Below are 13,363 nucleotides of genomic sequence, written 5' to 3' on the forward strand. Positions count from 1 at the left end.
TTGTATACCTTTTATTTTCCAGTAAAATATTGAACCGCTGATGCAAAGAGATGCTGGTCTTTATTTCCTGGAATATTTTGGAAGAGACCGTCTTCGAAACGTTCTGAGTGTCCCATCTTCCCAATGATTTGACCGTTCTTGCTAGTGATTCCTTCAATCGCATGGACAGAACCATTTGGATTGTATTTAGAATCCATGCTAGGTTTTCCTTCGAAGTCAACGTATTGGCTAAAAATTTGACCATTGTCACGAAGCTCTGCAAATTCCTCAGCTGTCACGACAAACTTCCCTTCACCGTGTGATACTGGGATAGCATGGATGTCACCAACTTCCACTCCAGCAAGCCATGGTGAGTTCGTGTTTGCAATCCTTGTTTCCACCATCTTAGCCACGTGTTGGTTGGCATCGTTGTAGAAAAGGGTTGGACTGGTACTGCTTGCATCTTCAAAGTTACCGTATGGAAGGAGACCTGATTTAACAAGGGCTTGGAACCCATTACAGATACCGATGATCAAACCACCACCTTCGATAAAGTGATCAATAGCTGCACGTACTTTTTCATTGAGCAAGATATTCACGATAAATTTAGCTGATCCATCTGGTTCATCCGCCGCTGAGAAACCACCTGCAAAGAAGATAATGTTAGCTTTTCCGATGTTGTCAACCATGGTGTCAACCGACTTGACAATCGCTTCTTCATTCAGTGTTACAAATGGTACCAAGTTGACTTTGGCACCTTCTTTTTCAAAGGCCTTAGCGGAGTCGTATTCCGAGTTGGTCCCTGGAAATACTGGAATGTAAACCACTGGTGTATCCACTGTTTCTTTAGCTTTGATCACAGGATTTGATGCAACAGCAGGTACTTCTTCCAGTTCAGTAGCCTGTTCAAACTCAGTAGGGTAAACTTCTTCCAATTTACCTTGGAAGGCACTGTCAAGCTGGTGTCCATCAAGCGTTACACCGTTGACAATCAGTGTAAAGTCTGCAGCTGTTTGTCCGATCTTCTCAACACCTGCAATTTCTTCAGGAGATGTGAAGACAAATCCGCCTAATTGAGCTGTCAAGCTGGTGTCAAGATTAGCTAATTGAACAGTCGCGCCGATATGGTTTCCAAAGCTTGCAAGGGCAAGAGCTTCAAGGACACCACCATATTTGATAGCTGATGCTGATGTCACTTTGTGGTCAGCTTGGATGGCTTCAAATTGAGCAAAGTTAGACTTGATGAGATCAAAATCAATCTCTTGGGTCAAAGCTTGACCTGGGATGTAGTAGATATGTTCACCAGCAGCCTTAAATTCTGGAGAAAGAACCTTACGGCTGTCTGCTGTTGTCACCCCAAAGGCAACCAAGGTTGGTGGTACTGTCAATTCTTCAAAGGTACCAGACATAGAGTCCTTACCACCAATAGATGGCAAACCAAGTTGAATCTGAGCTTCGATTGATCCAAGAAGAGCTGATACTGGTTGACCAAAACGCTCTGCTTGTTTATCCATCCGCTCGAAGTATTCTTGATAAGAGAAACGAGCCTTAGACCAGTTTGCGCCAGCAGCAACCAAACGAGCAGTTGCTTCGATGACCGCATAAGCAGCACCATGATATGGAGACCATTCTGCGATGTATGGATTAAATCCTTGGGCCATAACAGAAGCAGTATGAGTCACGCCATGTTGGACTGGCAATTTCTGTACAGAAGCTTCCGTTGGTGTGATTTGGTAGCGACCACCAAGTGGGTGATTGACTGTTGAACGACCAACCGAGCTATCAAAGATAGTTTGTAAACCTTTTTGACTAGCATGGTTCAGGTCAGCCAAGACTGCAAGAGTATCTGCTTCAAGGGTTTTAGCAGATGTTTGGCGTTTTTCTGGGAGCTTGACATCCTTGTCAACTACCTTAGCATCGACAACTACCCGTACTCCGTTTGTATCAAGGAAACGACGTTCCAAATCAACGATGGTTTGGCCATTCCAGTGCATGACAAGATTTGGTTTCTCCGTCACGGTTGCCACGACAACCGCGTCAATATTTTCTTTGTTACATGCTTCAACGAAGGCCTCTACGTCTTCTGGACGAACCACCACGGCCATCCGTTCTTGTGATTCGGAGATGGCAATTTCGGTACCGTTCAAACCTTGGTATTTCAATGGCACTTTGTCTAGATCAATTTCAAGACCATCTGCCAATTCACCGATAGCCACACAGACACCACCAGCTCCAAAGTCATTTGATTTCTTGATCAGACGGGTCACATCCCCATTACGGAAAAGACGTTGAATCTTCCGTTCTTCGATGGCATTCCCTTTTTGAACCTCAGCACCAGCTGTTTCAACCGATTCAACCGTTTGAACTTTAGAAGAACCTGTCGCACCACCGACACCGTCACGTCCAGTCTTCCCACCGAGCAAGATAATCACATCACCAGCTTCAGGTTTTTCACGGACAACATTTTCCTTAGGAGCTGCACCGACAACTGCACCTAGTTCCATACGCTTAGCAACGAATCCTGGGTGGAAGTATTCACGAACATAGGTCGTTGCAAGACCAATTTGGTTCCCATATGAAGAATAGCCATGAGCCGCTGTTTTAGAAATCACTTGTTGTGGCAGTTTACCAGCACGCGTTTCGGAAATCGGCGCTGTAATATCACCAGCACCTGAAATACGCATGGCTTGGTAAACGTAGGAACGACCTGACAATGGGTCACGAATAGCACCACCGATACAAGTAGCCGCTCCACCAAATGGTTCGATTTCCGTTGGGTGGTTATGAGTTTCATTCTTGAACATGAGAAGCCATGGTTCTTTGACACCATTGACATCCACTTCAATTTCAACTGAGCAGGCATTGATTTCATCAGACACTTCCATGTCGTCCAAACGACCATTAGCACGCTCATAACGGCCAAAAATAGTGGCCATATCCATCAAGGTTTGAGGTTTTTCCGTACGTCCCAACTCATCACGCATGGCGATATACTTGTCATAAGTCGCTTGCAATTGTTTTTGGAATTTAGAAGCTGAGAAGTCGATGTTTTTCAACTCAGTCTCGAACGTTGTGTGACGGCAGTGGTCAGACCAGTAAGTATCCAAAACCTTAAGCTCCGTCTCCGTTGGAACCCGTCCAATTGACTTGAAATAGTCTTGGATGAAGAGCAGGTCGTCCACTTCCATGGCCAATCCTTGCTCTGCCTTATATTGAGCAAATTCTTCTGCCGTATAAGTTTCAAAGAAATCCAAGTTTGGAATGGTCTTATCAGACTCAGAGAAATCCTGCTTGGCAATACCAACAGTGATATCTTTGAAACGAGAGTCCACCGGGTTCAAGAGATAGTTTTTAACAGCTTCCAATTCATTCGCATCAATATCCTTGTTAACCAAGTACAATTGAGCAGTATTGACTGTTACATCACTTGAGCTACCAAGCAATAGCAAAGCTTCTTGTGAAGATGCTGCACGTTGGTCAAATTGACCAGGCAAGCTTTCGATAGCAAAGAAAGCATAGTTAGCAAGATCTGCCTTGATCCTAGCTTCATCCAAAACAGTATCGGTTACTTGCTCAGAAAAGATATGTTTTTCCGCACGCGCAAACAAATCCTCTGCCAAATTAAAGACATCGTAAACCTGCACAATCCGAAGATCCTTCAAAGTTTTTAACTGAAGATTATGCTGTAATTCTTTTACTAAAGAATGAGATTTCACGCGAAAATCAGCTTTTTTCTCAACGAAAATACGTTTATCCATTTTATTTCCTTTATTTATTTCTATTTAAATAGGCTAGTGAAGATGAAGAAAATCATTACTTCAAGCCCTGCAATTTTTCTAAAACAACCTTATATACATCTGTCAGACTGCCCAAGTCTCTACGGAAAACATCCTTGTCCATATGATGACCTTCCGCATCCCAAAGACGACAATTATCTGGTGAAAATTCATCGGCCAAGATAATCTTACCATCCTTATCAAAACCAAATTCCAATTTGAAGTCAATCAAACGCAGACCAATTTGTGCAAACCAATCTTTCAGTAATTCATTGATACGACGTGTTTCTTCCTTGATATAAGCAATTTGCTCATCATTAGCAATGTCCAAAAACTTCACATGCTCATCATTGATGAAGGGATCATCCAACTCATCTTTTTTGTAGTAAAATTCAACGATTGAAGTTTTTAAGTCCAAACCTTCTTCCACGCCGAAACGTTTGGAGAAAGAACCCGCAGTCACGTTACGAAGCACAACCTCCAAAGGAATGATGGTCACCTTCTTGTTAAGTTGTTCTGTATCAGAGATACGTTCGATAAAGTGTGTCGCTACACCCGCAGCATTTAATTTTTCAAAAATAAGAGACGAAATCTGATTATTCAGCACACCTTTGCCCTCAATGGTCTCTTTGCGAGCTCCATTCAGCATGGTTGCCTGGTCCTTGTAGACTGACTTAATCACATGTTCGTCTTCCGTACTATAAATATCTTTTGCTTTCCCCGTATAAATTAATTGATCGGACATCTTCTTGTTCGCCTTTCATCTTTTATCCCTTACAGTGTATCACAGAGAGGTTGTTTTTTCAAGTTAAATCCGTATCTTGTTCGTTTGTAACACAAAAATAATAAGAGATTGAACCAAAAAGATTCAATCTCTTATTTTTAGATACTTATTCTTTCGTAAAAACCGAACTTTATTTGCTTGTTTTCTTTAAAACGTAGTCTACCATGTCTCCCACGGTTGCCATGGCATCAATGTCTTTATCTGGGATGTCAATTTGGTAGGCTTCTTCCAAATAAATAATGTATTCCATTAGATCAACAGAATCCACTTCCAAGTCCTTTCGTAAATCTAAATCCATAGAAACCTCATACTCAGATCCTTTATGATCTTTGATCAACCCTTCAACTAGTTTAAAAATTTCTTGACGACGACTCATTTCTCTTCCTCCAATTCTGATAATTCAACCACAGATTTACGAATCACATCTGTTTCCAACATGGTCCGGATCTGGCGAATCGTGCTATAGACTGCCTTGGCATCACTAGAACCATGGGTTTTTACGACAGGGGCTTGCAAGCCAAACAAGACCGCACCTCCAACATCTGAATAATCTAAAGTCTTTTTCAAACCTCGTAAATCATTCTTCAAGAGGAAGGCACCAATCTTAGCCTTCAAGCCACCACCAGTCAGGACTGTTTTCAACTGTTTAAAGAGACCCAAAGCAGTTCCTTCCATGGTCTTAAGGACAGCATTTCCTGTAAATCCATCTGTAACAATAACGTCAGCAACTCCATCCATCAAGTCACGTGCTTCCACATTTCCTACAAAATTGAGAGAAGGATCTGCTGCTAACAATTGATAGGTCTCCTTGCGGAGGGGATCCCCCTTGCTTTCCTCAGTTCCGTTATTTAAGAGACCGATACGAGGCCGCTTAATTCCACGGACGTTCTCTGCATAATAGGCTCCCATAATCGCATATTGGTGCAAATGTGTTGGTGTATTTTCAGCATTTGCCCCCAGATCCAGCATATCATAACCCTTCCCATCAAGGGTAGGAAGAGTCGACATCAAGCCTGGACGATCAATGACCTTGATCCGACCGACGATAAAGTAACCAGCGGCCAAAAGTGCTCCTGTATTTCCTGCAGAAAGCATGGCATCCGCTTCCCCATTCTTAACTGCATGTGCTGCTAAGACCATGCTGGCTTGCTTTTTCCGACGAATAGCACGAGTAGGCTCATCATCTGAATTTATTTTCTCATCTGTATGGACGATGGATACCCGCTCAGTTGCTGTCAGGTATTGCTTAATTTTAGCCTCATCTCCGTACAAAATGACTTCGATATCCTTAAATTCTTGTATAGCTTGATTGACCCCTTCTACTAGGGCCTGTGGAGCATGATCTCCACCCATTGCATCAACTGCAATTTTTTTCATTTCTTACCTCCAGACTGATCTTTTAAGATCTCTCCCCAGCTTCCCAGGGAATCAATAAATTTCTTAGCTTTGAGATGAATACCTACATACTCATCATAGAGTTGGTCTAGACACTTTCTCAACTCTTTCTTCATCGCATCATGAATGGAAATCGTCTCTAACTCACTAAATTTTACAGCTTGAAAACGATCCAACAAATAGAGGGCATTTGGATCCCAGTGAGCTCGCCTTTCGTCACGATCATAATGATCTGGGCAAAGGACACCACCCAATCGGAACGAAAAATCAAAAGGTAGCCCCACTCGATGACAGACACAACACTCATGGACGTTTAAGGCGACACCAAATCGGGATAAAATCTGCATTTCAAAAATATTGGTCAAGATTTCATAATCCAAGCCTCGATCCATCAATTGCAAGGTCTGCTCTAAAAAAGAAAACAAAGCTGGATCAGGTTGACGGTCCTGTATACTAGCATCTGCCAAAGCCAGTATATAGGTTGCGTAGGAAAGACGAAAAAGATCTTGATTAATCCCTTGAAAACTTTGAACCTCATGAATATCTTCAATATAGCTGAGTCCATCATCATTGATTTTCAGATACATATCCGCCAAGGTCAAGGGTTGAATCATAGAATTCAACCGAGAACGATTGGCATGTTTCACGAAAAACATCAACTTACCTGCTTGCTCCGTAAAGATTTTAACCAGCTTATCGTCCTCTCGGTAATCCCGATGGTAGAGGACAATGCCTCGACTCTCAATGCTCTCCAGCATGTTCTTTCATAAACTCCTTCAACCGACTCATCGCTTCTTGGATCACTTTCATACTGGCTGCATAAGACAAGCGTACATAACCTTCGCCATATGGGCCAAAAGCCATTCCTGGAATAAAGGCAACGGCCTTTTCTTGGGCTAGGAGCTTCAAAAATTCGAACGAATCTTGATGATACCCTTGTGGGATCTTGGCAAAGATATAGAAGGCCCCATCTGGGCGGATGATGTCAAAGCCCATGGCAGACATTTCTTTGATGATATAATCTCGACGCTCTATGTATTCCCGTTTCATCGGCTCTGCGTCATCTTTTCCAACTGTCAAGGCTTCAATGGCTGCATACTGGTTCATGGTTCCCGCTGCAGTCACCAAGTACTGATGACTCTTGATTAATTGAGCTATCAAGGGAGCCAGCGCAAAGATAAAACCGAGTCTCCAGCCTGTCATAGCATGAGACTTAGACAAGCCATTGATAATAATGGCTTGGTCCCGTAGATAGGATCCCAAGGAAACGTGAGGCTGACCTGTGTAGGTTAATTCTGAATAGACCTCATCACAAACGACAAAAACTTCATATTTCTTCAAGACTCTAGCCAAATCCTGCATCTGCTCCTTAGAGTAGGTGACACCTGTTGGATTAGCTGGATAGTTGAGAATAACCGCCTTGACGCGATCTCCTTGCTCTTCTAAGGCCTTTTCTAAAGCCTCTGGGCTAAGGACAAAGCGATTATCAGTGGTATCGATTTCGACGACACTAGCCCCCATCAGTTTAACAATGGGTTCGTAACCAGGATAAGCAGGTGCTGGTAATAATACCACATCTCTAGGTTCCAATATAGCAGTCAAGGTAGTAGAAAGAGCCTCCGTTGCCCCAATTGTGACCAAAATTTCATCCTCTGGTCGATATTGTAGGTTATATTTTTCAGCTACAAACTGGCTAGCAGCCTCTCTTAGAGCTAATAAGCCACTCATACCCGTATAATGACTTTGATTAGCATCAATAGCTGCTTTTGCTGCTTCCTTTACATGATCTGGTGTCGTAAAATCTGGCTCACCCAAGGTCAATCGTAAGACACCTGGAATAGAAGAAATGGCTTGGTCAAACTGACGAATCAAGGAAATCTCGATTCGATTCAAATTTTGATTAAACCGTTTTGTTAAATCCATAGCCACCTCCAAAAAGTTCTATCACCATTATACTATAAATAGAAAGCCATCGCAAAAAAGGGGCTAGTCCCAACTAAAATGATACAATAATGACCTTTTTCATCAAAAAAGGACCTAGCCCATGCTAAATCCTCTCATTGAATAAATTTTACCAAATCTTTTTTATTCTTGACCACGTGTTGCCACATAATTCAACTGATCACCATGTTTCGCCAAGAAATCCTTCATTTCCGAATCTGGAATTTGACGAAGGTAGAGATTGGAACGGATAGTTTCATCTTCTTCGCGACAAGTAGACAAGACTAGGTACTTATCAGAAGCTTTGATTTTGATATTTGGATTCTTTGTCCTCGCCGCCTCATAGATGTTTTTCAACTGGGTAGTAAAATCTTCATCATCCTTAAAGCTTGTACGATAGAAAGCTGTTGTTTCAGGAACAATAACCAAGCCCATTGCTTCATAATAATACTTGCGCTCAGGTGTTTCAATAACTACGTAAGGGTGCTGGTTAAAGTACTCTTGGTTATCATAGAAATTAACATCGTTAAACATCCGATGATCTTCAACCTGGCTACCACGAGCATGACCGAATAACCACGTCAAACGATCACTAAAGTCCTTTTTATTATCGGTATCCATGAAGACCGTTCCCAATAAAGGTTGGTTTCCACCCTCAAAAGTTTTATCCAAATAAGTAGCATTGTCCCCTGTTTGAACAACAGGCTCATCTAACTCAGTTCCAGGAGCATAAACATAGGCAATCGCTTCTGGATTGACAGAAGTTAATTGAGCAAAGCGGTTGGCTAAATACTCTTTTTCTTCTTGACTTGGCTCATACTTAACTTCCTTGACCTCTTTGCTACTTGCACTAGATGATGAGCTCGTATTATTTTTATCAGATGAGGTCTGTTTACCAAATGGATTAAAGAGGACAAAACCACCTACAAGGGCTACAAGAGCAACCAAAGCAAGAATAAGCGAAATGCCCTTTTTTTTAGAACTAGAATGTTTATCTGTACGATTCATAAAAATAAGATCCCCTATATACCGTTTAATCTAAAAAATAACACCGAGCCCGAAGGCTCAGTGATATTTAATTTAAGAGCTAATTAATAAAAATTATTTAACTGCGCTTGTTTTTGGAAGAGCTTTACCAGCTTCAGCTGAACCAGCTTTACCATCTTTACCAGCTTTAGCTTCAGTAGCTTTAGCTTCTTCTTTAGAAGCAGGAGCTTTTGCATCAGCTTTACCTGCAGGACGCAATGAACCACTTACTGCAGTTGCGTAGAATCCGCTAGGAGTATCAGCACCAGCTTCAACCTTAACATCTACGAACCATTTAGTTCCATCATGTGGGTTTGTAACTTCAACAGTTTGAACACCAGCTTTAGTCTTCAATGTAACGTGTTGGCTACCGTTCCAAAGGTCAAGACCTTGAGTGAACCATTCAGCACCTGGGATAGCAGTCAACTCTTTAGAAGTGTCTGCATTTTTTTCGCCATCATATTCTACAGATGAAACGTCACCTTTTTTCTCGATAACTTCACCTTTACCAACTTTAGGATCTACTTTAGTAGCACCTGGATGTTTTTCTGTCGCAGCTGATGCTGGTGCAGATGGAGCTACTTGACCTGTAGATTCAAGGTCAGAAATTTTCAAAGTTGAAGGTGCAGTATCTTTTTCAACTTTATCTGCTGCAAATGCAGGAGCTGCTGCTGCAAATACTGAAAGTGCAACTACTGATGATAATAAAACTTTTTTCATTGTTTTATCTCCTTTTTTCATTTTAAAAAATAGTTCGTTACTTCGTAACTATTATTAGTTTACTACGATATATTTTATTTGTCAACAATTTTTTTGCTAAAATTTAAATTTTTTTAAGACTTTTTTAGAAAAGCAAACTATTTGATTTCTATAATGGAAATCTTGATTTTCTAAGGCATTTTCCTTACTCTATTTGACTACACCACTTTTTGGCAAGGTCTTTTTGGGTAGACAAGGATCCAATCTTTCCTCATTTTTTTGTGCTTCTTTCAGCAACTCCTCCCTCTGATTATTGATCTTACTTTCTTTTTTTAACCAGTTGAAAAACATATTTTTCCTTTCTAAAAAAAGAGGCTTTCTACAACCTCTTTTTTACATTTTAAGATTTTTTCGCATTTCCAATTTCAAATAGAGGAGACAGAGGACGTTTTTCATGGATACGGATAATCGCTTCTGCCAATAGTTTTGCGATAGAGATTTGTTCAATTTTATCAATTAAGCGTTCTTCAGGTAGGTAAATGGTATCCAATACTACCAACTTCTTAATGGCTGATTTCTGAATATTGTCCATAGCTGGGCCAGACAATACCGGATGCGTACAGCTAGCATAGACTTCTACTGCTCCTGCTTCAGCAAGTGCATCTGCAGCGTGGCAAATTGTTCCCGCAGTATCGATCATATCGTCAATCAGGATACAAGTTTTCCCTTCAACGTTCCCAATGATGTTCATGACTTCACTGGTGTTCATCTTATCAACACTCCGACGTTTATCAATGATGGCAATCGGTGTTTTCAAAAATTCGGCTAGTTTACGAGCACGGGTCACACCACCGTGGTCCGGACTAACTACCACATAGTCAGAACCAATCATTCCACGACGTTCAAAGTAGTCTGCAATCAATGGAGCTCCCATCAAATGATCCACCGGAATATCAAAGAATCCTTGAATCTGAGCTGCATGCAAATCAATGGTTAAGAGACGATCTACACCAGCAATCTCTAACATATTGGCAACCAATTTGGATGTAATCGGCTCACGAGCACGAGCTTTACGGTCTTGACGAGCATAACCATAATAGGGCATCACTACATTAATGGTTTGAGCACTGGCACGTTTTAGAGCATCTACCATGATCAAAATTTCCATTAAATTATCATTTACAGGAGAGCTCGTTGATTGAAGAATATAAACCTCTTTACCACGAATAGACTCCTCAATATTGACCTGGATTTCCCCATCTGAAAATTGACGTACGGTCGACTTACCAAGTGGCAATCCCATCTCCTTAGAGACACGTTCAGCCAAATCTTGGTTAGAAGATAAAGCGAACAGCATTAAATCCGAAAACGACATGATTTCCTCCACATAAATTTAACCACAATGTACGAATTGTACAAATCTTCTCCTTACCCATTGTAACCCTTTTTACATGATTTTTCAATCCATAATCCACCAAAAATTAAAATAGTAACTATAGTAAAAAACACCCACTAAAAGCGGGTGTTTCAAATTCTTAGTTTGGATAGATATAAGTAAGTGATCCTTGTGCATTAACTGGGTTAAACCATCCACGGTAGTTCCCAATGCTACGGATACCTAAGTAGTTAGATTCAGATACTTGAATACTTGTAGGTGACTGAACAGCTGTAACCACAGCTACGTGTCCATATCCACCATCATTCCAACATGCAATCGCTCCGACTTGTGGTTGGCTACCAGTACGGAATCCAGCTGCTGCAGCACTTGCAGCCCACTGTGCTCCATTCCCCCAGTAATCACCAGCCCAAGGAGCCAATACTTTCGCACCCCAAGTACATTCACCTACTGGATATGAACTTGCAGATGAGCTGTAAGTTGGACGACTAGTTGCAGCAGGTGTAGCGACAGTTTGAGTTTGAACTGCTGGTGCTGTAGGAGTTGCAACAGTTGCTTGAGGTTGTGCTGCATCAGCTGCTGGTGTTTGAGTAGCAGCTTGAACTTGTGCTTGCAAGTTCGTATTAGCAGATGCTTCTACAGCCTTACGTTGCTCTTCTTGTTGTGCGCGGTATGCTGCTTCAGCTGCTGCTGCTTCAGCTGCTGCTTTCTCTGCAGCCGCTTTTTCTGCAAGCAAGGCATTCTTTTCATTTTCTGCAGTTGATTTTTCAGCTGCCAAATTCAATTGTGCAACCTTCAACTCAGCTTCCTTAGTTGCCAAAGCTTGTTCATCGTCATTTAACTGTTGTTGGTTAGCAATAACAGTATTAATTGCATCGTTATTTTCTTTTTGCTTCGCATCGATAGCTTCTTTATCACGTTTTTGTTCTTCCAACATTTTGTTGTTGGCACTAGCAATTTCGTTCATTGCAGAAACACGTGAAATAGCTTCAGTCAAAGAACCAGAACTTACAATAGCGTTAATATAACTTGTAGCAGTTCCTGTTGTTTGAGCACTACGTGCTTGGTTCGCCAATGAGTCTTGACGAGCCACAATGTTTTTAGAAAGTTCTTCAATCTCAGCAGAAAGACGAGCAGACTCTTCATTCAAACGTTCATTCTCAGCTTTAAGAGTTTCTTGTTGTTTTTTGATTTCAGAAACTTGAGATTGAATTTGATTAACTTCTGCTTGTGCACTTTGTTCTTTTGAACTCAAATCAGCAATCTTACTATCTTGTACTGCGATTTTATCATCAGTAGAATCAGCTCCAACAGAAATAACTGTACCTACTTGTGATAAAGCAACTGTACTAAGTAAAATAGTCGTTAATAATTTTTTCTTCATAAAATAAAAGACTCCTTCATATAAGACACTAACTAGTATAACAGAAAATAGACGATTTTATGTTACGCCTTTGTTACATTTTTATTTCTATTGATGTATCAAAGTAACAAAAAAAGCTAGCTAGAAAGCTAACTTCATTCTATACGGAGAATGGGGGATTCGAACCCCCGCGCCAGTTACCCGACCTAACGATTTAGCAAACCGTCCTCTTCAGCCTCTTGAGTAATTCTCCAAAATGGGCACGAGTGGACTCGAACCACCGACCTCACGCTTATCAGGCGTGCGCTCTAACCACCTGAGCTACGCGCCCAAGTTAAAAACTTGGTAATGAACAAATGTTCAAAGCGGGTGACGAGAATCGAACTCGCGACAACAGCTTGGAAGGCTGTAGTTTTACCACTAAACTACACCCGCTTAGTATTAAAAGAAAATGGCGCGAGACGGAATCGAACCGCCGACACATGGAGCTTCAATCCATTGCTCTACCAACTGAGCTACCGAGCCAAATATTGCGGGAGCAGGATTTGAACCTACGACCTTCGGGTTATGAGCCCGACGAGCTACCGAGCTGCTCCATCCCGCGTTAATATTAAGGAGGATGTGGGATTCGAACCCACGCACGCTTTTACACGCCTGACGGTTTTCAAGACCGTTCCCTTCAGCCGGACTTGGGTAATCCTCCAGCTAATTATGGACCTTGTAGGACTTGAACCTACGACCACTCGGTTATGAGCCGAGAGCTCTAACCAGCTGAGCTAAAGGTCCGACAAGATCAATAGTATAGCGGCGAAGGGGATCGAACCCCCGACCTCCCGGGTATGAACCGGACGCTCTAGCCAGCTGAGCTACACCGCCATAAATCGGGAAGACAGGATTCGAACCTGCGACACCTTGGTCCCAAACCAAGTACTCTACCAAGCTGAGCTACTTCCCGAACTAAAGCTTACGCTTTATGCACCCTAGAGGAGTCGAACCTCTAACCG

At 41.8% G+C, this 13,363-nt stretch carries 10 protein-coding genes and 9 tRNA genes; all 19 read right to left on the minus strand.

All coding sequences use genetic code 11. From position 1 onward, the window contains the following. Positions 1–11: 11 nt before the first annotated feature. Positions 12–3,737: a phosphoribosylformylglycinamidine synthase gene (locus DW738_RS09695; protein ID WP_123160897.1), complete on the minus strand. Its 3,726-nt coding sequence runs from the start codon at positions 3,735–3,737 to the stop codon at positions 12–14. A 55-nt stretch (positions 3,738–3,792) separates the two neighbouring features. Next, the gene (gene purC / locus DW738_RS09700) at positions 3,793–4,500 is read right to left on the minus strand and encodes a phosphoribosylaminoimidazolesuccinocarboxamide synthase (RefSeq protein WP_123160898.1); all 708 of its coding nucleotides are present in this window, start codon (positions 4,498–4,500) and stop codon (positions 3,793–3,795) included. Between the two features lie 169 nt (positions 4,501–4,669). Beyond that, positions 4,670–4,915: a phosphopantetheine-binding protein gene (locus DW738_RS09705; RefSeq protein ID WP_023024858.1), complete on the minus strand. Its 246-nt coding sequence runs from the start codon at positions 4,913–4,915 to the stop codon at positions 4,670–4,672. Next, complete coding sequence (gene plsX / locus DW738_RS09710; RefSeq protein ID WP_023024856.1) at positions 4,912–5,916, minus strand: phosphate acyltransferase PlsX; 1,005 nt, start codon at positions 5,914–5,916, stop codon at positions 4,912–4,914. Before plsX ends, DW738_RS09705 begins: the two co-directional genes overlap by 4 nt. Continuing rightward, positions 5,913–6,692, minus strand: a complete 780-nt coding sequence (gene recO / locus DW738_RS09715) for a DNA repair protein RecO (RefSeq protein ID WP_023024854.1) — start codon at positions 6,690–6,692, stop codon at positions 5,913–5,915. Before recO ends, plsX begins: the two co-directional genes overlap by 4 nt. Beyond that, the gene (locus DW738_RS09720) at positions 6,676–7,857 is read right to left on the minus strand and encodes a pyridoxal phosphate-dependent aminotransferase (RefSeq protein WP_123160899.1); all 1,182 of its coding nucleotides are present in this window, start codon (positions 7,855–7,857) and stop codon (positions 6,676–6,678) included. The genes recO and DW738_RS09720 overlap by 17 nt, the downstream gene beginning before the upstream one ends. A gap of 162 nt (positions 7,858–8,019) precedes the next feature. Continuing rightward, positions 8,020–8,883 (minus strand): class B sortase, LPKTxAVK-specific, encoded by an 864-nt coding sequence (srtB, locus tag DW738_RS09725; protein ID WP_123160900.1) that lies wholly within the window; start codon positions 8,881–8,883, stop codon positions 8,020–8,022. Between the two features lie 93 nt (positions 8,884–8,976). Beyond that, positions 8,977–9,621, minus strand: a complete 645-nt coding sequence (locus tag DW738_RS09730) for an LPKTxAVK-anchored surface protein (RefSeq protein WP_123160901.1) — start codon at positions 9,619–9,621, stop codon at positions 8,977–8,979. A gap of 379 nt (positions 9,622–10,000) precedes the next feature. Next, a complete protein-coding gene (locus DW738_RS09740) occupies positions 10,001–10,975 on the minus strand; it encodes a ribose-phosphate diphosphokinase (RefSeq protein WP_023027441.1) in 975 nt (324 codons plus the stop codon). Positions 10,976–11,135: 160 nt separating this feature from the next. After that, a complete protein-coding gene (locus tag DW738_RS09745) occupies positions 11,136–12,380 on the minus strand; it encodes a CHAP domain-containing protein (protein ID WP_123160903.1) in 1,245 nt (414 codons plus the stop codon). Between the two features lie 144 nt (positions 12,381–12,524). Beyond that, positions 12,525–12,612 (minus strand) — tRNA-Ser (locus DW738_RS09750). A gap of 4 nt (positions 12,613–12,616) precedes the next feature. Then, a tRNA-Ile gene (locus tag DW738_RS09755) sits at positions 12,617–12,690 on the minus strand. 33 nt (positions 12,691–12,723) lie between these two features. After that, positions 12,724–12,794: transfer RNA gene (locus DW738_RS09760), tRNA-Gly, on the minus strand. A gap of 17 nt (positions 12,795–12,811) precedes the next feature. Next, a tRNA-Phe gene (locus DW738_RS09765) sits at positions 12,812–12,884 on the minus strand. A 5-nt stretch (positions 12,885–12,889) separates the two neighbouring features. Beyond that, positions 12,890–12,963 (minus strand) — tRNA-Met (locus tag DW738_RS09770). 9 nt (positions 12,964–12,972) lie between these two features. Further along, positions 12,973–13,062 (minus strand) — tRNA-Ser (locus DW738_RS09775). A gap of 9 nt (positions 13,063–13,071) precedes the next feature. After that, positions 13,072–13,145, minus strand: a tRNA-Ile gene (locus tag DW738_RS09780). A 16-nt stretch (positions 13,146–13,161) separates the two neighbouring features. Beyond that, positions 13,162–13,235 (minus strand) — tRNA-Met (locus DW738_RS09785). Positions 13,236–13,240: 5 nt separating this feature from the next. Further along, positions 13,241–13,314 (minus strand) — tRNA-Pro (locus DW738_RS09790). Between the last annotated feature and the right edge of the window lie 49 nt (positions 13,315–13,363).

It is taken from the genome of Streptococcus sp. AM28-20, from assembly GCF_003603595.1.
GTDB classification, from domain to species: domain Bacteria; phylum Bacillota; class Bacilli; order Lactobacillales; family Streptococcaceae; genus Streptococcus; species Streptococcus ilei.

Coding starts and splice junctions, on each gene's coding strand:
- DW738_RS09695 (WP_123160897.1), bottom strand. CDS start 3,737: ATGGATAAACGTATTTTCGTTGAGAAAAAAGCTGATTTTCGCGTGAAA.
- purC (WP_123160898.1), bottom strand. CDS start 4,500: ATGTCCGATCAATTAATTTATACGGGGAAAGCAAAAGATATTTATAGT.
- DW738_RS09705 (WP_023024858.1), bottom strand. CDS start 4,915: ATGAGTCGTCGTCAAGAAATTTTTAAACTAGTTGAAGGGTTGATCAAA.
- plsX (WP_023024856.1), bottom strand. CDS start 5,916: ATGAAAAAAATTGCAGTTGATGCAATGGGTGGAGATCATGCTCCACAG.
- recO (WP_023024854.1), bottom strand. CDS start 6,692: ATGCTGGAGAGCATTGAGAGTCGAGGCATTGTCCTCTACCATCGGGAT.
- DW738_RS09720 (WP_123160899.1), bottom strand. CDS start 7,857: ATGGATTTAACAAAACGGTTTAATCAAAATTTGAATCGAATCGAGATT.
- srtB (WP_123160900.1), bottom strand. CDS start 8,883: ATGAATCGTACAGATAAACATTCTAGTTCTAAAAAAAAGGGCATTTCG.
- DW738_RS09730 (WP_123160901.1), bottom strand. CDS start 9,621: ATGAAAAAAGTTTTATTATCATCAGTAGTTGCACTTTCAGTATTTGCA.
- DW738_RS09740 (WP_023027441.1), bottom strand. CDS start 10,975: ATGTCGTTTTCGGATTTAATGCTGTTCGCTTTATCTTCTAACCAAGAT.
- DW738_RS09745 (WP_123160903.1), bottom strand. CDS start 12,380: ATGAAGAAAAAATTATTAACGACTATTTTACTTAGTACAGTTGCTTTA.